Origin of the sequence: Neobacillus sp. (assembly GCF_031988165.1) — a bacterium.
In the GTDB taxonomy this organism is placed as follows: domain Bacteria; phylum Bacillota; class Bacilli; order Bacillales; family Cytobacillaceae; genus Neobacillus; species Neobacillus rhizosphaerae.
On sequence record NZ_DALZYO010000011.1, the window covers coordinates 111,280 to 134,988 of the forward strand.

18 protein-coding genes are annotated in these 23,709 nt (G+C 39.1%); 3 read left to right on the plus strand and 15 right to left on the minus strand.

Annotated features, from left to right (window positions below; all coding sequences use genetic code 11):
- Positions 1-14: 14 nt before the first annotated feature.
- The 8 genes from polA to RTR43_RS08620 form a co-directional block, all read right to left on the minus strand.
- Positions 15-2,651, minus strand: a complete 2,637-nt coding sequence (gene polA / locus RTR43_RS08585; RefSeq protein ID WP_312471115.1) for a DNA polymerase I — start codon at positions 2,649-2,651, stop codon at positions 15-17.
- Positions 2,652-2,670: 19 nt separating this feature from the next.
- Positions 2,671-4,440: a two-component system histidine kinase PnpS gene (gene pnpS, locus RTR43_RS08590; protein WP_312471116.1), complete on the minus strand. Its 1,770-nt coding sequence runs from the start codon at positions 4,438-4,440 to the stop codon at positions 2,671-2,673.
- The gene (locus RTR43_RS08595) at positions 4,437-5,153 is read right to left on the minus strand and encodes a response regulator transcription factor (RefSeq protein ID WP_312471117.1); all 717 of its coding nucleotides are present in this window, start codon (positions 5,151-5,153) and stop codon (positions 4,437-4,439) included. The genes pnpS and RTR43_RS08595 overlap by 4 nt, the downstream gene beginning before the upstream one ends.
- 185 nt (positions 5,154-5,338) lie before the next feature.
- Positions 5,339-5,815 carry a MaoC/PaaZ C-terminal domain-containing protein gene (locus RTR43_RS08600; protein WP_312471119.1) on the minus strand — a complete coding sequence of 159 codons (477 nt, stop codon included), beginning with the start codon at positions 5,813-5,815 and terminating at the stop codon, positions 5,339-5,341.
- Positions 5,816-5,898: 83 nt separating this feature from the next.
- Positions 5,899-6,837 carry a malate dehydrogenase gene (mdh, locus tag RTR43_RS08605; RefSeq protein WP_312471121.1) on the minus strand — a complete coding sequence of 313 codons (939 nt, stop codon included), beginning with the start codon at positions 6,835-6,837 and terminating at the stop codon, positions 5,899-5,901.
- Positions 6,838-7,019: 182 nt separating this feature from the next.
- Positions 7,020-8,288: an NADP-dependent isocitrate dehydrogenase gene (gene icd / locus RTR43_RS08610; protein WP_312471123.1), complete on the minus strand. Its 1,269-nt coding sequence runs from the start codon at positions 8,286-8,288 to the stop codon at positions 7,020-7,022.
- 142 nt (positions 8,289-8,430) lie between these two features.
- Positions 8,431-9,549 (minus strand): citrate synthase, encoded by a 1,119-nt coding sequence (citZ, locus tag RTR43_RS08615; RefSeq protein ID WP_312471126.1) that lies wholly within the window; start codon positions 9,547-9,549, stop codon positions 8,431-8,433.
- A 377-nt stretch (positions 9,550-9,926) separates the two neighbouring features.
- On the minus strand, positions 9,927-10,385 hold the full coding sequence (locus RTR43_RS08620) for a DUF441 domain-containing protein (protein WP_312471129.1): 459 nt from the start codon (positions 10,383-10,385) through the stop codon (positions 9,927-9,929).
- A 219-nt stretch (positions 10,386-10,604) separates the two neighbouring features.
- Between RTR43_RS08620 and ytvI the strand changes: the two genes are divergently transcribed.
- Positions 10,605-11,714 (plus strand): sporulation integral membrane protein YtvI, encoded by a 1,110-nt coding sequence (gene ytvI, locus RTR43_RS08625; RefSeq protein ID WP_312471131.1) that lies wholly within the window; start codon positions 10,605-10,607, stop codon positions 11,712-11,714.
- A 274-nt stretch (positions 11,715-11,988) separates the two neighbouring features.
- Here the strand turns inward: ytvI and pyk are convergent, their stop codons facing one another.
- The 7 genes from pyk to dnaE all read right to left on the minus strand — a co-directional run bounded on the left by pyk (position 11,989) and on the right by dnaE (position 22,427).
- Positions 11,989-13,752, minus strand: a complete 1,764-nt coding sequence (gene pyk, locus RTR43_RS08630) for a pyruvate kinase (protein WP_312471132.1) — start codon at positions 13,750-13,752, stop codon at positions 11,989-11,991.
- Positions 13,753-13,782: 30 nt separating this feature from the next.
- Entirely contained in the window at positions 13,783-14,742 is a 960-nt protein-coding gene (pfkA, locus tag RTR43_RS08635; protein WP_312471134.1) for a 6-phosphofructokinase, read from the minus strand.
- Between the two features lie 285 nt (positions 14,743-15,027).
- Positions 15,028-16,005, minus strand: coding sequence for an acetyl-CoA carboxylase carboxyl transferase subunit alpha (accA, locus tag RTR43_RS08640; RefSeq protein ID WP_312471136.1), 978 nt, complete (start codon positions 16,003-16,005; stop codon positions 15,028-15,030).
- Positions 15,999-16,877, minus strand: coding sequence for an acetyl-CoA carboxylase, carboxyltransferase subunit beta (gene accD / locus RTR43_RS08645; RefSeq protein ID WP_312471138.1), 879 nt, complete (start codon positions 16,875-16,877; stop codon positions 15,999-16,001). The genes accA and accD overlap by 7 nt, the downstream gene beginning before the upstream one ends.
- 199 nt (positions 16,878-17,076) lie before the next feature.
- A complete protein-coding gene (locus tag RTR43_RS08650; RefSeq protein ID WP_396954550.1) occupies positions 17,077-17,643 on the minus strand; it encodes a FadR/GntR family transcriptional regulator in 567 nt (188 codons plus the stop codon).
- Between the two features lie 56 nt (positions 17,644-17,699).
- A complete protein-coding gene (ystJ, locus tag RTR43_RS08655) occupies positions 17,700-18,938 on the minus strand; it encodes an NADP-dependent malic enzyme (RefSeq protein ID WP_312471141.1) in 1,239 nt (412 codons plus the stop codon).
- A 126-nt stretch (positions 18,939-19,064) separates the two neighbouring features.
- Positions 19,065-22,427, minus strand: a complete 3,363-nt coding sequence (dnaE, locus tag RTR43_RS08660; protein WP_312471142.1) for a DNA polymerase III subunit alpha — start codon at positions 22,425-22,427, stop codon at positions 19,065-19,067.
- A 167-nt stretch (positions 22,428-22,594) separates the two neighbouring features.
- Between dnaE and ytrH the strand changes: the two genes are divergently transcribed.
- Both ytrH and ytrI read left to right on the plus strand, forming a co-directional pair.
- Positions 22,595-22,933 (plus strand): sporulation membrane protein YtrH, encoded by a 339-nt coding sequence (gene ytrH, locus RTR43_RS08665; protein ID WP_312471143.1) that lies wholly within the window; start codon positions 22,595-22,597, stop codon positions 22,931-22,933.
- Complete coding sequence (gene ytrI, locus RTR43_RS08670) at positions 22,930-23,430, plus strand: sporulation membrane protein YtrI (protein ID WP_312471144.1); 501 nt, start codon at positions 22,930-22,932, stop codon at positions 23,428-23,430. Before ytrH ends, ytrI begins: the two co-directional genes overlap by 4 nt.
- The last annotated feature ends 279 nt before the right edge of the window (positions 23,431-23,709 follow it).

A 23,709-nucleotide genomic window follows, 5' to 3' on the forward strand; every position in this document is an offset into this window, starting at 1 on the left:
CAAATCCTCCCTTTTTATTTCGCGTCAAACCATGTTGGTCCGTAAGCGTAATCCACCTTCAACGGTACCTTCAATTCAAGGGCATTCTCCATCACTAAAGGGACTAAACTTTTTAGAATTTCTACTTCATCCTCTGGAGCTTCAAAAATCAATTCATCGTGCACCTGGAGTAAAAGCCTGGTTTTTAAGCCTTTATCTTTTAATGCCTCATCCATATCAATCATCGCTTTTTTGATAATATCCGCGGCACTTCCTTGAATTGGGGTGTTCATCGCTGTTCTTTCGGCAAAGCTTCTGATATTAAAATTACGGGCGGTAATTTCAGGAAGATATCGTCTTCTTTGCATTAATGTGGTCACAAACCCTTTTTGTCTGGCTGAGTGAATGATGTCATCCATATATTCCTTTACACCAGGATAGGTATCAAGGTACCGCTCAATAAATTGACCAGCTTCTTTCCGTGTGATTCCTAAGGATTGGGAAAGACCATAATCACTAATTCCATAGACGATTCCAAAGTTTACCGCCTTTGCCTGACGTCTCATATTTGAGGTTACCTCATCCATTTCGACATGAAATACCTCCATGGCTGTTTTCGTATGAATATCCATATCTTCTTTAAAAGCTTGAATCAGCTTTTCATCTCCAGCAATGTCCGCAAGAACACGAAGTTCAATCTGCGAATAGTCTGCTGCAAAAATCACCCACCCCATTTCTGATGGGACAAAGGCCTGACGAATCTTACGTCCTTCCTCAAGACGGATTGGGATATTTTGCAGATTTGGATCAATTGAGCTTAGTCTGCCTGTTGCTGTTAAGGTTTGCTGGTATCTTGTATGGACCTTTTCCGTTTTTGGATTGATCACTTTAAGCAAACCCTCAATATAGGTAGACTGGAGCTTACCTAGTTGTCGATAAAGGAGAATATGCTCAATGATTTCATGATCATCTGCTAATTTTTCTAAAACATCAGCTGACGTCGAATGACCCGTTTTCGTTTTCTTAAACGAATGTAGGCCCAGCTTTTCAAATAAGATAACTCCGAGTTGTTTAGGTGAGTTGATATTAAATTTCTCACCAGCTAATTCACAAACTTTCTCTTCAATTTGGATTAATCGCTCATTTAGCTCTTTTCCCATCATCTGGAGACGGTCTCGTTCTACTTTAATGCCGCATGATTCCATATCGGCTAAAATTAGTGATAACGGCATTTCAAGATCCGTAAATAATTCATATTGTTCATTATTTCTTAATTCATCTTCTAGTTTTCCTTTTAAATCAGACATTGCAAGGCATTTCCGAATCAGGTGCTCAGCAAGCTTCGTTGCTTCGGGAACCCTTCGTTTCGCTCCTTTTCCATAAAACGATTCATCCGACTGGATATTATGGATATCGTATCTTTTCGATATCGCGGCCAGATCTTCAATATTTTCTGAAGGATTTATGAGATATGAAGCCATCAATATATCAAAATTGGCTCCCTTTAAATGGATGCCATATCTTCTTAGGGAAACCTCCGAACGCTTGGCATCATAAACTGTTTTCTTTTTCCCTTCATCTTCGGCCCATTTTTTAAAAACATCCGATTGCAACGCTTGCTCGGTTGGCAAATAGAAATGTCCTTTTTCATTTACAACCGAGAAGCCAATAATATCAGCATAATGGTAGTTATCATCCAGCATTTCCACATAAAAATAGTTGTTGTCCGTAAAAATCTCTTTCGTTATTTCAGATGGTATGATAAAGTCAACGTCCTCAAGAACTGGCACATCCGGGACAGTTGGATCTTCGCCTAATTTGTCCAATAACGAATGAAAGCCTAACTCTTTAAATAAGCCCACTAATTTTTCTCGCGTAAAGCCTTCATATGCGATAGCTTCTATATCCACTTCCACTGGAGCTTGTCTTTCAATCGTGGCAAGTTCTTTGCTCATTAATGCTTGGTCTTTAAATTCCTCCAGCTTTTCCTTAAGTTTATTTCCAGTTACGTTATCAATGGAGTTCAACAAATTTTCAAGCGTTGTAAACTCTTTAAGCAGCTTTATTGCTGTCTTTTCACCAACTCCTGGAACACCAGGGATATTATCGGAAGTATCACCCATTAAGCCCTTCATATCGATAATTTGCTCTGGGGTAAGGCCATATTTTTCCGCTACATGCTCTGGGGTATATTCTTCAATATCGGTAATCCCTTTTCGAGTAATTCCTACGGTTGTAGTGGGAGAAGCAAGCTGCGTTAAATCCTTGTCCCCAGAAATAACCTTTACCTCATAACCATCTTTTTCAGCGTTTAAAGAAAGTGTACCGATAATGTCATCTGCCTCGTAATTTTCAAGCTCATATCTTGATATTCCGTAGGCATCTAATAGTTCACGAATAAATGGAAATTGCTCTGATAATTCCGGCGGAGTTTTCTGTCTTCCACCTTTATATTCCCCAAAAGTTTTATGCCGGAAGGTTGTTTTTCCAGCATCAAATGCTACAAGTATATGCGTCGGTTTTTCATCTTCCAAAATTCTCATCAGCATCATAGTAAAGCCGTATACAGCATTCGTATGTATTCCTTTATCATTATTCAGCAGGGGTAACGCAAAAAAAGCACGGTAGGCAATGCTATTACCGTCAATCAGTACAAGCTTTTTCTTATCCACCTATTTCACCCTTCCATCATTATTTCATATTTTTGTAAAGCTCGATGATAAACTCGCTACCCTCACCAACATCACTCTTGACATTGATATTTCCATGATGCGCTTCTACTAAATGTTTAACAATGGCTAAACCAAGTCCCGTTCCACCGGAATTACGGCTTCTGTCACGGTCCACTCGGTAAAATCGCTCAAAAATACGGGGAATTTCTTCTTTTTTTATTCCTACACCTGAATCCTTCACATGTATCCGAACATTTTTACTATACTCAAGAAGGATAATCTTAACATTCCCTTCAGGTTGTGTATAAGTAATCGCATTACCAATTAAATTGATAAACACCTGCTTTAATCGATTAACATCCCCATTAATGAGTACTTGGTTCTGCTTACTGTAAAATTCAAGGCGAATATTCTTGGCTTCCGCTTTCCCGGAAAGCAGGGTAATAACTTCTTCAAGCAATGAACGCAAATCCATTTCCATCAATGTTAACGTGAAGCCTTGCTGCTCTATTTTAGAAAGCTCCAACAGATCATTAATAAGTGATTGAAGACGGTCGCTTTCTTTTAGAATGATGGTAAGAAATGCATCCAACGAATCTTTGTCATTCATCGCTCCGTCCAAAAGAGTTTCGGTAAACCCTTTAATCGATGTGACAGGAGTTTTTAATTCATGAGAAACATTGGCAACAAAATCCTTCCTCATTTGCTCGAGTTTTTTTAGTTCGGTAATATCGTGAAAAACGAGTAAAACACCTTTCCAAACATTATTTATCCCAATAATTGGAACACCGTAAACATCAAAATATCTTCTTTCAATCATTAAGGGTATCAGTAATTGTTTACTTACCTTTTGCTCCGTTCGAAACACTTCGGCCACTAAATGACAAATTTCATCATGATCAATAACTTCATAATAAAGCTTTGATAAATTATCATTTGGATTCACATGAAATAAATCAATATAGCCTTTATTAATTAGATTTATGTACCCGCGACTATCAATTAAGACTAATCCAGCTCCCATATTTTCAATTAAAGCCGTTAATCGATCCTGCTGCATTTCATGTGCTTTTGTGAGCTCTTGAAGGTTTTCTGCCAGCATATTAATGGATGTAGCCAACATCCCTGTTTCATCTAATTGATCGACAGACGTTCTAGCACGGTAATTACCTTCTGCTAGTTCAATCGCAACATTTGTTGCAGATTCTATTGGTTTTGTATACCTTGAAGTAATTCTAATACCAAGATATACGATGACAATCAGGGCTATCCCTAGGCTAATGGAGAGAATCCACCAAATTTGTCCGAATGCCTGTTTCATTTCATTCGTTTTCGTACTAAGGAATATGTATCCTTCTTTTTGTCCATCCTTTTTAATTGGCTTCCAATAATAGTGGAGATCATAGCTATCGCCTTCTTCTAATCGATCCTCTATTTTCGGCTTTTTCTTAATGACCTCATTAATAATTTCATTTAGACCATTGCCGTTGTTATCGTTAATAGTGGAGGTACCACTGTCATACAATATCTTTCCTTCAAGATTTGTAATGGTTGCCCTAACATTTAACTTCTCACTGAATTTTAAAACATCCTCCTTATTAAAAGATGAAACTCCACCCTTTTCCTCAATTAAAGTGATGATTAGATTACGCTCTATTTTTAGACGTTCGTTAAATGTTTGTGAGTAATAGCTTTTAAATAACTGACCAAGCAATATTCCTAATCCGACTAATACAATAATAATTAAGGTGATTAGTGCAATTAGAAGTTTTGTTCGGAATTTTGTCATTCTCCTTTAGGCTCCTCTATCTTATAACCAAGACCACGAATGGTTTTAATATAGGCTGGCTTCTTCGTTTCCTCCTCAATTTTTTCTCTTAAATGGGAGATATGTACATCAACGATCCTTGTATCTCCAGCAAAATCATAATTCCAAACCGAACTGAGTAATTGATCCCTGGTTAATACCCTACCTTTATTTTGGGCGAGATAGAGAAGTAATTCAAATTCCTTTAAGGTCAATTCCAATAAATGATCATTATAATAGGCTTCATATTTTTCCGGATAAATGGATAACTTTCCTATTCCAATTTTCTCATCGTTTTTATTATTATCTCCAACAGTCTCAGTTTGAACCTGAGTTCGTCTTAGAATGGCCTTTGCACGTGCAATCACTTCTCTCGGACTGAAGGGTTTAACCATATAGTCATCTGCACCAAGCTCAAGGCCTAATATTTTTTCAAGTTCATCATCTTTTGCCGTTAACATTAATATTGGGGTCATGATACTCTTTTGCCGAAGCTGTTTGCACACTTCCATTCCATCTAATTTAGGAAGCATAAGATCTAATACGATGATATCAGGTGACTCGGTTTCAGCTAACTGTTTTCCTTCTTTACCATCCATTGCTGTGATAACTTCATATCCCGCCTGCTCAAAATTATATTGAAGTAAGGTTACTATCGACTGCTCATCATCCACAACAAGTACTTTATTTTTCATAAGAACCCCCGTTTTATAAGATACTTTCATTATAATGTTAAAGAATACGGATTATCTAGTTTTATGGGCTGATATATGAAAAAGCCTTAATTGGTTGGTTTTTTTTACAAAAGTTAACAAACTAGTCATGTTTCTCTATGAATTTAAAAAAGAGAATGTTTTCACATTCCCCAGGGTGTATCCTATTAAAAATTATCCAGAGCTCTTCCATGTATTTCTTCTAACCTATGCGGCGGACAAACTTTGATTTTTCCATTGATGACCGTTTCTTTTTTTTCATTGGTTCCGATAACACTAATCACAACGATGTGCTCTTCACTTTTCACATCAATTACTTCAAATAGAAACTCGATGGTCCCATAATGATAAACAGGCTTAAGAAATTCAATTTCCTGGCTTAGTATATGGCTTCCTGGTCCAGGTAAATATTTTGAGATAGCTGAGGTAATCATCCCCGTTAACATAATACTTGGAACAATTGGTTTTTCAAAAGGCGTTTGTGACGCATAGTCATGTTGTATATATAGCGGGTTGGCATCATCAGTTAATCCTAGATATAGCAGAAGATCTTTATCTTCGATTTTCTCCGTTAAAGATAACTTTTCACCAATCGTTATCTCGTCAATCATTCGGCCAAGCTTTCTTTTTTTTCCTAAAAGCATCCAACACTCACCCCCTACTGAAAGCGATTTCATTATTAATTTGAAAAAAATTCGGGGGAACCCTCACCCCGAATTCCTATTCATTAAGCTAATACGTTCATAACACTGCGAACGGATTCAGCAGACTTGTCTAAGGCTGCTCTTTCGTCTGCAGTAAGCTCAAGCTCAATAATTTTTTCGATTCCATTTGCACCTAGGATCGTTGGAACACCAAGGTAAATACCTTCATAACCAAATTCGCCTTCAAGGTAGGCAATCGAAGGTAAGACACGACGTTGGTCTTTAAGGATTGCTTCACACATCTCAACCAAAGATGCAGCTGGGGCATAATAAGCACTTCCGTTACCAAGAAGGTTGACAATCTCACCGCCGCCTGTTCTTGTGCGTGCAACAATTGCTTCCAACCGGTCTTTAGAAATTAATGTTTCAAGTGGAATTCCACCTGCATAAGAATATCGTACAAGCGGCACCATATCATCACCATGTCCACCTAGAACAAAACCAGTAATATCTTTTACTGAAAGGTTTAACTCTTGAGCCACAAATGTGCGGAAACGAGCAGTATCAAGAACGCCGGATTGACCGATGACACGATTCTTAGGGAAACCTGATTCTTTAAATACAGTGTAAGTCATCGCATCAACTGGGTTTGTTAAGACAAGAATCGTACAGTTTGGAGAATATTTCACAATCTCTTGTGTTACGCTTTTCATTACTTTTTGGTTTGTTTGCACTAAATCATCACGGCTCATACCAGGTTTACGTGCAATACCCGCAGTAATTACAACGATATCAGAATCCCGTGTGTCCTCGTAATTAGACGTACCAGTAATATTTGAATCAAAGCCTTGAACAGGGCTAGCTTCAAGCATATCTAACGCTTTCCCTTTTGTCGGGTTTTCCATTTGCGGGATATCGACTAAAACGACATCTCCGAGTTCTTTTTGTGCAAGTAAAAATGCAGTAGTAGCTCCAGTGAACCCACCGCCAATTACAGAAACCTTTTTACGATTTAATGACATAATAGCTCTCCCCTTAATCGAATAAAATAGGTTAACTTGGGCTGCCCGAAAACAGCCCGAAAACAAATGTCTAGCGCTAGCACCTTTGGGATCTAGAGAGACTAATTTCTGGCTTCGCTTTGCTTGCCAGTCGATATTTCTCCCCATATTGCCCCTGGTCAAGGCCCTTCCCCTTTTCTAACTTATGCCATATTTTTAATTAGCTCATCAGCAAATTCTGAAGTTTTTACTTCTGTTGCTCCGTCCATTAGACGAGCGAAGTCATAAGTAACCACTTTAGAAGCAATGGTGTTTTCCATTGATTTAACGATCATTTTTGCTGCTTCGTTCCAGCCTAAGTGTTCAAGCATTAACACGCCGGATAAAATAACGGAAGAAGGATTTACTTTATCAAGGCCAGCATATTTTGGAGCAGTTCCGTGGGTCGCTTCAAAGATAGCATGTCCTGTTTCATAATTGATATTTGCTCCCGGAGCAATACCAATACCGCCTACTTGTGCTGCTAATGCATCAGAGATATAATCTCCGTTTAGGTTCATTGTTGCAACAACGTCAAACTCACGTGGGCGAGTAAGGATTTGCTGTAAGAAGATATCAGCAATTGCATCTTTTACAATGATTTTGCCAGCAGCTTCTGCATCTGCCTGCGCTTTGTTGGCAGCATCTGTACCTTGTTCTTCTTTAATGCGGTCATATTGATTCCAAGTAAAGACTTTATCGCTAAATTCCTTTTCAGCTAGCTCATATGCCCAGTTCTTAAACGCGCCTTCAGTGTACTTCATGATATTACCTTTGTGTACGATGGTAAGTGACTTACGGCCTTCTTTAATGGCATAGTTCAGTGCAGAACGTACTAAGCGGCTTGTACCTTCTTCAGAAATAGGCTTAATTCCGATACCTGAAGTTTCAGGGAACCTGATTTTCTTAACACCCATTTCATTTTGTAAGAAGTCGATCACTTTTTTAACAGCTTCAGAGCCTTTTTCATATTCAATACCGGCATAGATATCTTCAGTGTTTTCACGGAAAATGACCATATCTGTATCTTGCGGACGCTTAACTGGTGAAGGAACGCCTTCGAACCATCTTACAGGACGTAAGCAGACAAATAAATCTAATTCCTGACGCAGTGCAACGTTCAATGAACGAATGCCGCCGCCAACAGGAGTAGTTAATGGGCCTTTGATGGCGATTAAATATTCATTTATGACATCAAGAGTTTCTGAAGGAAGCCATTCACCTGTTTGGTTAAACGCCTTTTCTCCTGCTAAAACTTCTTTCCATACTAATTTACGTTCACCTTTATACGCTTTTTCAACTGCTGCATCTAACACTCTGTATGAAGCTGCCCAAATATCAGGACCTGTTCCGTCTCCCTCGATGAATGGAATAATTGGATTGTTTGGTACGTTTAATACTCCGTCTTTAACCGTGATTTTTTCGCCTTGCATAGTTGTTCTCCCTCCTATTATGTAAAACCCTTTGAACTAAATTGTTTGCATCGCAAAGACTGAATCAAAGGTTAGAGAGCCAAAGCCCCTAACCTATTCATTCAATCTTTATTGAAACAATTTTTCGAAAAAAAGTAAAATATTAACCCCTTTGCTCGATTGGAATATATTTTTGCATTCCAGGACCGGTGTATTCTGCACGAGGGCGGATTAAACGATTGTTTTCATATTGTTCTAAAATATGGGCCAGCCAGCCAGATACACGGCTTACTGCAAAGATAGGTGTCATTAAGTCATGGTCTACCCCTAGACTATGATAAACAGAGGCTGAAAAGAAATCTACGTTTGGCGGCAGTTTCTTTTCGCCAGTAACGATCGCTTCAATTTTAACTGACATATCATACCATTGTGGTTCACCAGTTAGCTCTGTTAATTTTTTTGACATTTCTTTTAAATGCTTAGCACGTGGGTCTCCTTGTCGATATACCCTGTGACCAAAGCCCATGATTTTTTCTTTCTTTTCAAGCTTGTCGTGTATATACGGTTCTACATTTTCAAGTGTGCCAATTTCTGTAAGCATCTTCATTACCGCTTCGTTGGCACCTCCGTGAAGTGGTCCTTTAAGCGCACCAATTGCAGAGGTTACTCCGGAATAAACATCTGATAGAGTAGCGACACAAACCCGTGCTGTAAATGTAGAAGCATTCAATTCATGATCGGCATGCAGCACTAGGGCTTTATCAATAGCCTCAACCGCAATTGCTTCGGGTACTTTACCTGTTAACATGTAGAGGAAATTCGCAGCAAAGCTTAAATCCTGTCTTGGTGCGATTGGTTCAAGACCTTTTCTAACCCGTGCAAATGTTGTCACAATAGCAGGCATTTTTGCTTGAAGTCGAATCGCTTTACGGTAATTCGCTTCTGAATCCATTAAATCTGCTTCGTCATCGTATAATCCCAATAAAGAGACCGCTGAGCGAAGTGCCGCCATTGGATGCACTTTTTGAATTGGATACATGTTAAAATGTGCGATAACTTCCGGTGGAAGTGCAGCATTCTCAGAAAGTTGCTGCTTTAATTCTGCAAGTTGTTCAGCATTAGGCAGCTTGCGGTGCCATAATAAATAAATGACTTCTTCAAAGCTGGCGTTTTTAGCCAAATCATCAATGTCATAGCCAACATATGTTAGCGTGTCATCAATAATCGAGCTGATGGAGGAAGTTGTTGCCACTACCCCTTCGAGACCTCGTGTTACTGTCATAAAAAATCTCTCCTTCACTTTCTAAATTTCCCCATTACTCAATTTTGTAACCTTAAAACCATGAATAGCAGCTGATCCCAATTACTAGTTTCAGCATAGTTAGAAAAATTGGCAAAAAGTAATGAAGGGGATCCCCCCAAAACTCTACCCTTTTGTTTCCCCCTTAAACTGACTGAGCGATTGCTCGGAGCACACGCAACGCGACTGTATGCCCTTTCATTCACAATGAAAAAATTATTTTACAAGTAATTCAGCATTTAAATGTGGTTTATGTAAAAAAGGATACGCTTACAAGCCTATTATAAACAATTATCAGATTTTTGTGAATGAAAAGGAGTTGAAAAATAGAAAAAAATATTATTTCACAAAAAATCAAGTTAAAAAAATCTAAAAATTTTCATTGCTGCATAAGCAATCCCAGCACCTATTAACGGACCAACCGCCACACCTTTAAATATTGAAACAGAAAGAATGGTTCCTAGGACTAATGCCGTTGTAATCTGCGGATCATCAGCTAGTAACTTTACTCCCCCTTTTGCAAGCATCGCCACAAGCATTCCTGAGATAAGGGCAATCCAAGCAACCGGGGTTTTAAAGGCACCAGATAAATCTTTAAAACCTATTTCCCCACTTGCAATTGGCGCTAAAACAGCAATCGTGATAATGGTGACTCCCCAATTAATCCCCTTCGATTGCAGAAAGGTGAATCCCTTTGCATCCATTCCAGCTACCTTTAGGAAAAGCAATGCTGCAATAGCAATCATTAATGAACTGTTTTTGGCAATAAACCCGATGACAAGCAATAATAACAGGAATAATAATGATTCACTTATCATTTATCTTAACACCCCTCATCTAAATTATCGTACCATAATATCTTAAACAAAGTGGATATAATGCTTAGAGTTGTCTTTTTCTTGATCAAAACGAAACTTTTCATCATGTTTAACGTAATAATTTTCAGATAAATAATTATTATTGGAAAATTATGCAGCTTTATTCATAAAATGTTAAACTAAAACTACTATATAGGATAGTTAAAAGGAGGACTGTCTTTGAATCCTAAGTACATATACCGGACAATAAGATTTTTACTGGTTATCGGTGCCGTTGTATTAGCACTTTACGCTTTTTATTATTTGTCGACAGTGACATATCCATTTTTGATTGGCCTAATCATCGCCTTTTTCATTAATCCGCTTGTTGATTTTTTTGAAAAAAAGGCAAAAATGCCGCGCGGGCTTGCCGTTATCGTTGCGCTTATTATTATTTTGGCTGTATTTGCAGGGTTAATTACGCTTTTAGTAGCAGAGATTGTCTCTGGTGCTAACTACTTGGCTAACGTAGTTCCAGAACATCTTGATACGTTAATTGGCTATATTGAGAAATATTTTACAGCTCAGATTCTCCCACTCTATGATCAATTAACCAATTTATTTAATAAACTTGAGACAGGGCAGCAGGATACTATTATTGGTAATATTCAAAATGTTGGTCAGAAAATTGGCTCAACAATGGGCTCATTTATTAAAAATCTGTTCGAAATCATCCCAAATATTTTATCCTGGCTTCCGAATGCAGCAACAGTGCTTATTTTTTCATTATTAGCTACTTTTTTTATCAGCAAGGATTGGTACCGTTTATCGACAATGGGTAGCAAAATCGTCCCTGATAGAGCTAAAACAAGCGGCAGGACTGTATTCATTGATTTAAAAAAGGCTTTATTTGGTTTTATTAAAGCACAATTAACGTTAATTTCGATTACTACTGTTATTATTTTAATCGGTTTGCTTATCCTTGGTGTCGATTATGCAATAACAATTGCATTAGTAACAGGAATTGTGGATATTCTCCCCTATCTTGGTACAGGGCTTGTGTTTGTTCCATGGATAATTTATACCGCCATTGGAGGCGATATGGGCCTTGCCATCGGCCTTGGTGTCCTTTATATTATTGTCTTGGTTCAAAGACAAGTTATGGAGCCAAAAATTCTTTCTTCAAGTATTGGTTTAGATCCGTTAGCGACATTAATTGCGTTATTCGTCGGATTTAAAACAATTGGCTTTTTAGGATTAATTGTCGGACCGGTAACTCTTGTCATTATCAGTACCCTTTACCGAGCCAATGTCTTTCATGACATCTGGGCATTTATTAAAGGAAAATAAGAAAAGCGCAAGGCGCCCGCCTATCGGCGTATGGACTCCTCGGAAAAGCTAACGCTTTTCCTTCGTGCGATGCCAATGCTGCCGAAGCATTCCTTATGGAGCGCTTCGACTGAGATAAAGGAAACACGGTGAGCGGAGCGAACCGATGTTGACTTATCGTAGGGAGAAGAGCGAAGTACACTAGCCGATGGCGCCTGGAGCTAGACAGGTATCAAAGTTCAAAAAACAGAGAAAACGTCAGCTTCCATATTGGGAGCTGACGTTTTTTTATGGTTTATAATACACTAGCGTGGCCGTTATAAATAACTCCTCTAGTAGCATCAACTGTAATTTCTTGACCATCATTGAACAATTCCAAAGCATTATCCACTCCGACAATAACTGGAATCCCGAGGTTTAAACCAACTACAGCTGCATGGCTGGTTAATCCACCTTCTTGTGTAATTAGAGCAGCACATTTTTCTATTGCTGGAACCATATCACGGTCTGAACCGATTGTCACAAGAATCGAGCCCGGCTTTACTTTATCGATAGCTTCATTCGCATCATGGGCAAGGACTACTTTCCCAAAAGCAGATTTGCGGCCAATTCCCTGCGCCTTTGTAATGATATCACCGACTACATGTATCTTCATCAAATTAGTTGTACCTGCTTCACCAACTGGAACACCTGCTGTGATGACAACTAAATCGCCATGTTTGACGATACCGCTGTTTAAACTTTCTTCCACGGCAATATCTAGCATTTCATCTGTAGTAGTGCAGATTCTACCAAGCTGTGGATATACGCCCCAAACAAGTGATAAGCGGCGGCAAACATGGTCGTTGGCCGTAACTGCAACAATCGCTGCCTTCGGACGATATTTCGAAATCATCCGGGCTGTGTGGCCGCTTTCCGTTGGTGTAATAATCGATTTAACATCCAGGTTTAATGCGGTGTGTGCAACAGACTGACCAATCGCATCTGTTAAGTTATGATCGGTGTCCTTGCTGCGGCTGGATAAAATTTCTTTATGATCTAAAGCCTGTTCGGCTCTTGAAGCAATATTGTGCATCGTTTGAACTGCCTCTACTGGGTAAAGGCCTGCTGCTGTTTCCCCAGAAAGCATAATTGCGTCTGTTCCATCAAAAATGGCATTAGCTACATCACTTGCTTCAGCACGAGTTGGTCGTGGATTCCGTTGCATGGAATCCAACATTTGTGTAGCAGTAATGACAGGTTTTCCTAGAGCATTACATTTCTTAATCAGCATTTTTTGCACAAGCGGAACCTCTTCAGCTGGGATTTCTACACCAAGGTCTCCACGAGCAACCATTAAGCCATCAGAGATTTCAAGAATTTCATCAATATGATCTACGCCCTCTTGATTTTCAATCTTAGGGATAATATGAATATGTGTTGCCTTATTTTGTTCTAGTAGCTGACGGATTTCTAAAACGTCTTTAGCACGGCGGACAAATGAGGCCGCGATAAAATCAATTCCCTGTTCAATTCCAAAAAGAATATCCTGAGTATCCTTTTCGGTTATGCCAGGTAAATTAACCGATACGCCTGGAACGTTAACACCTTTTTTATTTTTTAATGTGCCACTATTTAAAATCTTCGTATGAATTTCATTGTTCGCTTTATTTATTTCCGTTACTTCAAGACCAATTAAACCATCATCTAGTAGAATTTTTGAACCTACATGGACATCATCAATTAACCCAGAGTATGTAACAGAAAATTTCTCTAAGGTTCCTTCGACTTCAGTCATTGAAATAATAATATTCTCGCCTGACTTAAGCTCGATTGCACCGTTTTGCATATTGTTTGTCCGAATTTCAGGACCTTTTGTATCAAGTAGGATGGCAACGGTTTTTCCTGTTTGCTTTGCTGCTTCTCGAATGTTTTGGATTCGGGCACCATGTTCTTCAAAATCACCATGTGAAAAATTCAAACGGGCAACGTTCATACCAGCATTGATTAATTGAGTTAGTTTTTCCACGCTTTCACTTGCAGGACCAATCGTACAAACGATTTTTGTTTTTCGTAGCATGTTATAGCCTCCTAATAATCGAACAAATAATTAGATAGATAATTCCTTTGACAATTTGAACAGTTCTAAATCCAATATGTGTTTTTTACCAAGTGCTTCAATAATGTCATAATCAACAAGCTGATTCTTTTCAATTCCGACGGCACGGCCGCCTTTTCCTTCAATTAAAAGCTCAACTGCCCTGGCTCCTAACCTGCTGGCAAGCACTCTGTCTGCAGCAGTTGGTGAACCGCCACGTTGGATATGGCCTAATACCGAAACTCTTGTTTCAAAACTAGATGCTGCTTCAAGCTGTTTGGCGAATTCGTACCCGCTGCAAACACCTTCAGCAACAATAATGATACTATGCTTTTTCCCGCGTTCCTGGCCGCTGCGCAGCCTCTCTGCCACTTCATTCATGTCATAGTTCTCTTCCGGTATTAAAATCGTTTCAGCACCGCCTGCAAGTCCAGCCCATAATGCAATGTCACCTGCATTTCGTCCCATTACTTCGATAACAAAGGTTCTTTCGTGGGATGTTGCTGTATCGCGGATTTTATCGACGGCATCGATGACTGTATTTAATGCCGTATCAAAACCAATTGTAAGCTCTGTGCCTGGAATATCGTTATCGATTGTTCCAGGTACACCCACGCATGGAAAACCTTGCTCTGTTAAAGCCTTCGCACCGCGGTATGAGCCATCTCCACCGATCACAACAAGCCCTTCGATTCCATGAGCTCTAAGCTGTTCAATTCCACTTTGTTGCCCTTCTTTCGTTTTAAATTCAGGACAGCGAGCTGAATGAAGCATCGTTCCTCCACGGTGGATAATATCACCAACAGAACCAAGCTCAAGCTTTTTTATATTTCCGCAAATTAAACCCGTATAACCGCCATAAATACCATAAACGTCTACATTATGAAAAATTGCTTTACGAACAACAGCCCGAATCGCTGGATTCATCCCTGGGGAGTCTCCGCCACTCGTAAGTACCCCTATTTTTTTCATATTTGTCACCTCAATCATGGAATTAGAAAACCTATGTAGATTATTGTAATAAAATAGATAAGCACAACTTTTCATTATTATTACTTTTAGTATTAACATAAAAGCATTGAATAATTATAAAATAACATGAAGAAATGCCCTTAACAACCGATTCATATTAGTAAATACAATAGACGGAATAGTTAGTGAAATGGAAACGTTTTATTCATCTTTGTAAGCGCCGCCACCGTCATTTTAATGAATTTTTTGTGAACTACAAAAAAAGTGCTCAAATGAGCACTTTTTTTAATTTACTCCAATGTAGTCATTCATTATAGAATATTCACCAATTGTCCTAAATCGATTATAACGATCAGCTACTAATTCCTCTTCCGATAGTTCAAGCAGCTGTTGCAAGGAGGTTTTTAACAATTTTTCAATTTCCTCAGCTTGCTTTTTAACATCCTTATGGGCGCCACCCTTGATTTCCGAAATAATCCCATCAATAACACCTAATTCTTTTAAGTCGGGTGCAGTTATTTTCATCGTTTCAGCAGCATTTTTAGCAAAAGCGGCATCTTTCCACAAAATAGCCGCTGCACCTTCTGGAGAAATAACGGAATAGGTTGAGTTTTCAAGCATATATATGCGGTTGCCGACTCCAAGGGCAAGCGCACCCCCACTACCCCCTTCTCCAATAACAATACAAATGACCGGTACTCTGAGGCCTGCCATTTCGAGTAGGTTGCGGGCAATGGCTTCACTTTGACCACGCTCTTCAGCAGCCTTTCCTGGATAGGCTCCCTTTGTATCGATAAAACAAATAATTGGACGATTAAACTTATCGGCCTGTTTCATTAAGCGAAGGGCTTTTCGGTAGCCCTCTGGATGTGGCATTCCAAAGTTTCTGCGGATATTCTCTTTCGTATCTTTCCCTCTTTGATGACCAATTACGGTAACTGGCAGACCCTTAAATCTGGCTATTCCGCCAACTATAGCCTCATCATCAGCAAAGGTCCGGTCACCATGACATTCAAAGAATCCTTCGAAAAGATAGGAAATATAATCAAGAGTTGTCGGCCTATTTGGGAGCCGTGCTATTTGTACCCGATCCCAAGGTTTAATATTTGCATATATATCGGTCTCTAGCTTTTCAAGCCGATCCTCTAATTTTGCAATCTCAGAACTTAAATCGACATCTGTTGTTTTCGTGAACTCTTTTATCTCAGAAATTTTCTTTCTTAACTCGGTAATCGGGCGTTCGAATTCTAATTCTCCTACCATGCGAGTTCACCCCCAGGTTGATGGATTTCTAAAATGTTAGTGATTTTCTCGACGAGGTCTACACGTGAAATAATCGCATCCAGTTGACCGTGTTTTAATAGAAATTCGGCCGTTTGAAAATCCTCTGGTAATTCTTCGCGAATTGATTGTTCGATAACTCTACGACCAGCAAATGCAATTAACGCGCCTGGTTCTGCGAAGTTGAAATCTCCCAAGGAGGCAAAGCTCGCAGAGACACCACCTGTTGTCGGGTGTGTCATAATGGAAATATATAAGCCCCCATGTTCACTGAACCTTTTTAAAGCAACACTGGTTTTTGCCATTTGCATCAAACTCAGGGCACCTTCCTGCATTCTCGCACCACCAGAAGCAGTAAATATAATAAATGGTACAGAAAGTTCATCTGCTTTTTCAATCGCAAGCGTTATTTTTTCACCAACAACAGAGCCCATACTCCCCATTCGGAAGGATGCATCCATGATAGCAAGGACAATTTTGTTTCCATTAACGGTACCGATTCCTGTAACAACCGCTTCGTTTAAGTTACTTTTTTGCCGATCCTTTTCCAGCTTTTCAAGGTAATCTGGGAAATTCAAAGGATTTTTAGAAATCATATTTTCATTTATTTCTTCAAAGCTGCCTTCATCAATAAAGCTGTCGATTCGCTCTCTTGAATTCATTTGAAAATGAAACCCACAATGTAAACAAACTTTTAGATTTTTTGTTAATTCTTTTGTATACATGATTTTCTTACACGAAGGACATTTAGTCATAATTCCTTCAGGTACGTCATTTTTAGCAGTTTCAGTGGGAATTGTTGCATATTTTTTCTTTTTCGGATGATTTTTAGTAAAAAGATCTTTTAGCGCCAAAATGAAACCTCCCTCATAACGCTCCTACCAATTGGCAGGCTTCTCCATATCATTCTATTCAGAAGTCTTTCTATCCAACTTCAACTATATACACCTAAAAGTGGTCAGACCACTACTCGGTTAAAAATTCCCTTATTCTAGGGCTTGTATACCTACCACTATAAAATAAAATAAGTTCAAAATTTGTTAGTATTTGTCGTTAAAAAACAGACAAATTTCGTAGTTTCCTATATGCAGAAAGTGTTTTTACTACATCCTTTTCTGCTAAAGCTTCCAGCAACAGGAGATAGTCTTCCCGCCTATACTCTACATGATGAAAATCTAGCGAATAATAATATTCCTTTAATATTAACCACATTCTTAAGAATAGGTGATTATCGGCCATCTCCATTATCCGATAAAAAAAATCATCATCATGAATGCTGTCTGTTTTTTTTGCCCATTCAATCAAATTCTCCATACTTTCATTGTCAATCCGCAGAAGTGCTAAGCGCAAGCAATCCATCTCAATAAAATTTTTTGTTTCGAAAACATCGCGTTTTGCTTTTTCATCCTGCAAAATAAAAGTACTGAGAAGCTGTACCAGCTGATGACCTCGAAAGTCTCTGATAAACGTTCCTTCGCCTCGCCGTGTTTCAATTAAGCCCAGCAATTCTAGTGCTCTAAGAGCTTCGCGAACCGAAGAGCGCCCGAAATTCAGGCGCTCAGACAATTCACGTTCTGAAGGAATCTTATCTCCGGTCTTCAGACCATCTATAGTAATCATTTCTCGTAACTGCTTTACGATTTCTAAGTATACTTTGGTATTCTTCACTTACCTAATCACTCACTTTTACCAATAATAGCGAGCCTCTGTGTTTTTTCTTTTACATCCTCAGGGTCTACCTTTATACGTGCAACTCCTGTTTCCATGGCTGCCTTTGCCACTGCAGCAGCTACATTTGGGGCTACTCTTGGATCGAATGGTGCTGGAATAACATAGTCAGCATTCAACTCATCTTCACTGATTAAGCCGGCAATGGCTTCCACTGCAGCCACTTTCATTTTTTCGTTAATATGGGTCGCACGAACATCAAGCGCCCCGCGGAAAATCCCAGGAAAAGCAAGCACATTGTTTACTTGGTTCGGAAAATCAGAACGGCCTGTACCAACTACTTTTGCTCCCGCTGCTTTTGCCTCTTCAGGCATAATTTCCGGGTCAGGATTTGCCATCGCAAAAATGATCGAATCAGGATTCATCGATGCAACCATTTCTTTTGTTAGGGCCCCTGCTACAGATACTCCAATAAATACATCGGCACCTTTTATAACATCAGCGAGACTTCCTGTCAGATTATCTCGATTGGTAAATTTCGCAACTTCTGTTTTGACCGCATTCATTCCTTGCGGCCGTCCTTCATAAATCGCACCCTTAGTATCACACATAATGATGTCTCTAACACCATAGCTATATAACAACTTAATAATCGCAATCCCAGCTGCACCAGCACCGCTTGCTACCACTTTTATTTCGGTCATTTTCTTTCCGATAATTTTAAGGGCATTGACAAGACCTGCTACTGTAACAATGGCTGTACCATGTTGATCATCATGAAAGATTGGAATGTTTGCTTCCTTTTTCAATCGTTCCTCTATTACAAAACAATTGGGAGCAGCAATATCTTCAAGATTCACGCCTCCAAATGTAGGCTCAAGTAACTTTACGGTTTCAACAATTTTATCTACATCTGTTGTATTGAGACAGATTGGAAATGCATCAACACCTGCAAAGCTTTTAAAGAGAACGGCCTTTCCTTCCATTACAGGAAGAGCTGCTTCCGGTCCGATATTACCAAGTCCAAGAACAGCTGTACCATCGGATACAACCGCGACCATGTTTCCTTTCATGGTATAGTCGTATACCGTTTCTGGTTTCTCATAAATATCTTTGCATGGCTCTGCTACACCTGGTGAATAGGCTAAACTTAAATCATGTGCATTCCGGACTGGAACTTTTGATTTCGACTCTAACTTTCCTTTATTAATTCGATGCATATGCAATGCTTCTTCACGTAAAGTCAAGATTTGTCACCCCTCTGATTATTACAAAAAGATTAATAACATCCCATTAAAAACAAGCTAACTATTGGTGGTCAGACCACACTCGTTTCTTTATCACTATAACATATCTTCGAATGTTGTAAAGAATTAATCTTTCAGTACAACATTTTTCAAACCCAGAATATTACTTAATTGCTGCTGTAATTCTAGGGTTGGTTTTACATTATTTTCTGGTCCTAACCTTACAGTTTTGCGCGTGGCTTCGTAATGCAAAACAACGCCAACATCCCCTTTATATTCTTTAAGCAGCTGATTTATTTTTTGAAGGGATTGTTCATCCTGTTGATTCTCGGCAATTTTCAAATATAATACTGGTTGTTTTACTAAATTTGCTGTGATCCACTGTTCTATATCAGTTGCTTTTTGAATAATAAACTGGAGCTTTCCTTCCCGATCTTCTATTTTCCCCTCCAGCAGCACAAAATTACCCTGTCTTAGAAGCTGTTGGAACCTTTTATATACAGTTGGGAATACCACTGCTTCCATTTCACCGCTTGAGTCACTTACGGTTAAAAAGGCCATTGAATCCCCTTTTTTGGTTCGAATAGCTTTCACTGAAGAAATGTAGACACCAGCTGCAGCCTTTTGATTATCATTTTTTAACTCATATAAAACATGAGCACCGCTTCGCTTTAGATCTTTTTCAAAAATTGAAATCGGATGATCAGAAAGATAAAAGCCAAGAGCCTCTTTTTCAAATGACAGTTTATGCTCCTGACTGATGGGATCGACTTGAACATATTTCGGCTTAGGTACAAATTCATCGTCAAATAAATCAATTTGGCTGGCATCATTAGGCTTAAATATTTGCGCATGTTCAATCGCTACGTCCAAACTGGCAAGTAGTGTTGCACGATCCTCGCCAAATTCATCGAAACATCCAGAATGAACGAGGAACTCAAGTGTTTTCCGGTTAATCGCTTTAGAAGAAACTCTGATACAGAAATCAAATAAGTCATCGAATTTTTTCTTTTTCCTTGCTTGAAAAATTTCCTTTAAGACTGTAGCACCCACACTTTTGATTGCAGCAAGGCTATAGCGGATTCCCTTTTGCTCTACTTGAAAGGAATAACCACTATGATTTATGGATGGAGGCAAGACGACGATTTCCTTTTGCTTTGTTTCCACGATGTACTGCGCAATTTTCGAATCATTACCAATTGCCGAGGTAAGCAGCCCCGCCATAAAATAAACCGGATAATTGGCTTTTAAAAAAGCAAGCTGATAGGTGATCATACTATAAGCTACTGCGTGACTGCGGTTATAGCCATAGTTAGCAAAGCGGACAATTAAATCGTAGATATCATTCGCTAGAGATTGGCTATATCCTTTCTTAACGGCTCCTTGAATAAAATGTTGACGTTCTTTATCAAGGACCTCTTTTTGTTTCTTCCCAACCGCTCTTCTTAAAAGATCTGCTTCACCAAGTGAGAACCCGGCCATTTTTGAAGCAATTTGGATGATTTGTTCTTGGTAGACGATGACACCATATGTATTCTCAAGGATCGATTGCAAATCGTCGTGTGGGTATTCGATTTTCTTTTTGCCATGTTTTCGTTCGATAAAGAGAGGGATATTTTCCATTGGGCCTGGTCGGTACAACGCATTGACGGCAACTATATCCTCAAAACGTGAAGGTTTTATCCGGGTTAACACCTTCCTCATCCCTTCCGATTCTAGCTGAAAAACACCTGTCGTTTCACCTCTTGCTAATAATTCGAAGGTCTTTATATCATCTAATGGGACTTTCCCGATATCTATTTTTTTTCTTGTATGACGATAAATCGAAGCTAAGATTGTTTCAATAAGAGACAGATTTCGCAAGCCAAGAAAGTCCATTTTTAGCAGACCAATCTCTTCAAGATGTTCCATGGAGTATTGTGTTAAATAAACATGGTTAGAACCTCGTTGTATGGGGATTAAATCAATCAACTGCTTCTCGCTTATGACTACACCTGCGGCATGTGTGGACGTATGCTTGGGCAGACCTTCTAGTTTTAAAGCCGTTTCAAAAAGCTGCTGGTTTTGCGGGGTCTCATTAATGAACCTGCGAAGCCCTTCAGATTCTTTATATGCCTCATGGAGATTTATGCCTACTTTTGATGGAATAAGCCTTGACAATTGCTCTAGTTCCTTCGAATTTAATCCGAATACCTTGCCGACATCTCTCAACACTGCTTTGGCAGCAAGTGTCCCAAAAGTAACTATTTGGGCAACGTGCAGCTCCCCATATTTTTTGGCTACATACTCAATTACTTCCTCACGACGGTGATCTGGAAAATCAATATCAATATCAGGCATCGAAATCCGCTCAGGATTTAAAAACCGTTCAAATAATAAGTTGTGTTCGAGGGGATCAACATCGGTTATATATAAAACATAGGCAACAAGTGAACCTGCTGCTGAACCCCTGCCTGGTCCGGTCAATATTCCATGTTCACGGGCATATCTCATGAAATCCCAGACAATTAAGAAATAATTGCTAAACTTCATTCGTTTAATAACTGTCAATTCATAGGACAATCGGGCAACATACTCGTTGCTTGGCGAGGAAATGCGCTCACTCAAACCTTTCTGACATAACTTTTCCAGGTATTCTTCAGCAACCATGCCATTTTCTGTCGGAAATGTGGGTAAGTAAGTTTTATTTAGTTCAATATCTACCGTACATCTTTCGGTGATACGGATTGTATTCTCCAAAGCTTCCGAAAACTCAGAGAGACAGTCTATCATTTCATTCGCCGCTTTTAGATAGTATTGATTGCTTTCCAATCTTTCTCTATGTTCATCCTGTAATTTCTCACCATTCTTAATAGCTAGCAAACATTCATGAGCAAACAAATCCTCTTTTTCTAAAAACTGTACCTGGTTGGTAGCCACAAGAGGGACCATCATTTCCTTTGAAAGCGGTTGAAGCTGATTTATTAGTAACTTCTCTTGTTCCAGTTGATGATTTTGAATGGCGAGAAAAAAGTTGCCATTACCGAAAATGGTTTCTAGTTTTCTTATTAGCTTCCTTGCCATTTCCTCATTCCCATTAAGAAGAGATTGTTCAATTTCCCCTTCAGGTCCAGGTGTGATAGCAATAAGACCCTCCGAATAATGTTTTAGCCATTTTAGCGGAATCCCGTTCTCTGCCTTTGTTTGGACCGCACTGGATATTTTTAAAAGATTTCTAAAACCCTTCTCGTTTTCTGCTAGTAAGACAAGGGGATAGGATTCGTTCGGCGTTATTTCACTTTCCACATCCACTGTTAAGCCAATAATCGGTTTTAAGTTGTTTTTTTTACATAGCTTATAAAACTCAATTGTACCAGACATGATGTTCTTGTCTGTTAATGCAAGGGCTCTGAAACCCTTTGATTGTGCAGCTTTTACTAATTCAGGAACCGTAGCCGTACTTGATAACAAACTATATGCACTATATACATGCAGGTGAATAAAGGACATTTTGTCACCCCCAAAATAAAAAATCTCTTCTTTTATTATAGTGCTTAATCCTAAAAAAGGAAAATATGTTCTGTTTTTATTATCGTATTTCAATGAACATATTCATTAGGTATTGTCCATATAAATAAGTATGAGGGTATCGATTTTGTACAAAGGCGGATGAAGGGATGAAAGAAATCGGTTTTTTTCCAGCTTTCATAGAAAGCTATTTTATTGCCTTAGGCGTCGTACTTGGAGGTTCACTAATTGGTGGAATTGCTTCGTTCATAACAGGACAACCTCCCCTTACAACCGTCTATCGCTTGTCTTCAGCACTGAGAATCTGGGCAATCGTGGCGGCCATTGGTGGAACATTTGATGCGGTTTATACCTTTGAAAGAGGCATATTTAATGCTGATACAAAGGATCTTTTTAAACAATTATTATTAATTCTTTCTGCCCTAGGCGGTGCCCAGACAGGTGCGCTAATCATAAATTGGTTAACCCAGGAGCATATTTCATCATGAGGATCCCGCCATTTTATCGAAAACCGGCCTTTCAGAGATTTTTTGGTGGCATGGCGGTTGGCGGTGCTATAAGCTGGTGTATTTTTTTATATATTTATGGTGTCTGGCAGGAAAGGAATACAGAATTGCTTCGGAAACAGCAGCAGGATATTGTGGATTTAAACAATGAGAAAAAAATCTGGCAGGATGAATATAAGGAGATGAACAAGCGGAACCTTGAGCAGCTTACCGTCCAGAAAATCAATATTAAAATAGTGAACTGGGAAAAATATAAGCTGGATTCATTAAGTGTGTTAGAGACAGAAGACTCCGTTAGAGATGATATCAACATGATGCTGGCAAAGGATTTAGAGACAGTCTATAAAAGCAAAGACTTGCTAAAAAAAATAATCGAAAACAAACCGGTTAAAATCAATGAGAAAAGATACAAACTCAAAGTAAAAGAGATGGTTATTTATACAAACTTAACGATGCAGCTTGAGATACAATTTGAATAAGAAAAGCGCAAGCGCCCTGGTCAGCGACGTAAGGGCTGGACTGAACCGACTGAGATAAAGGAAACACGGTGAGCGTTAGCGAACCGATGTTGACTTATCGTAGGGAGGTGAGGGAAGCACTCTAGTCGCTAGGGCGCTGGAGCTGGACAATTCTCAAAGTCGAAAATTTTATACTTTCTAATCTTTTAAGAAAAGCGCAAGGCGCCTGCCTATCGGCGTATGGCCTCCTCGAAAAAGCTAACGCTTTTCCTTCGTGCGATGCCAATGCTGCCGAAGCAT

What these genes read in the sequence shown, in the direction of transcription:
- pfkA (WP_312471134.1), bottom strand. Translation starts at nt 14,742, where the DNA reads ATGAAAAAAATAGGGGTACTTACGAGTGGCGGAGACTCCCCAGGGATG.
- pnpS (WP_312471116.1), bottom strand. Translation starts at nt 4,440, where the DNA reads ATGACAAAATTCCGAACAAAACTTCTAATTGCACTAATCACCTTAATT.
- RTR43_RS08595 (WP_312471117.1), bottom strand. Translation starts at nt 5,153, where the DNA reads ATGAAAAATAAAGTACTTGTTGTGGATGATGAGCAGTCGATAGTAACC.
- RTR43_RS08600 (WP_312471119.1), bottom strand. Translation starts at nt 5,815, where the DNA reads ATGCTTTTAGGAAAAAAAAGAAAGCTTGGCCGAATGATTGACGAGATA.
- ytrH (WP_312471143.1), top strand. Translation starts at nt 22,595, where the DNA reads ATGAAAGAAATCGGTTTTTTTCCAGCTTTCATAGAAAGCTATTTTATT.
- RTR43_RS08620 (WP_312471129.1), bottom strand. Translation starts at nt 10,385, where the DNA reads ATGATAAGTGAATCATTATTATTCCTGTTATTATTGCTTGTCATCGGG.
- pyk (WP_312471132.1), bottom strand. Translation starts at nt 13,752, where the DNA reads ATGCTACGAAAAACAAAAATCGTTTGTACGATTGGTCCTGCAAGTGAA.
- icd (WP_312471123.1), bottom strand. Translation starts at nt 8,288, where the DNA reads ATGCAAGGCGAAAAAATCACGGTTAAAGACGGAGTATTAAACGTACCA.
- accA (WP_312471136.1), bottom strand. Translation starts at nt 16,005, where the DNA reads ATGGTAGGAGAATTAGAATTCGAACGCCCGATTACCGAGTTAAGAAAG.
- dnaE (WP_312471142.1), bottom strand. Translation starts at nt 22,427, where the DNA reads ATGTCCTTTATTCACCTGCATGTATATAGTGCATATAGTTTGTTATCA.
- citZ (WP_312471126.1), bottom strand. Translation starts at nt 9,549, where the DNA reads ATGACAGTAACACGAGGTCTCGAAGGGGTAGTGGCAACAACTTCCTCC.
- RTR43_RS08650 (WP_396954550.1), bottom strand. Translation starts at nt 17,643, where the DNA reads ATGATTACTATAGATGGTCTGAAGACCGGAGATAAGATTCCTTCAGAA.
- mdh (WP_312471121.1), bottom strand. Translation starts at nt 6,837, where the DNA reads ATGTCATTAAATCGTAAAAAGGTTTCTGTAATTGGCGGTGGGTTCACT.
- ytrI (WP_312471144.1), top strand. Translation starts at nt 22,930, where the DNA reads ATGAGGATCCCGCCATTTTATCGAAAACCGGCCTTTCAGAGATTTTTT.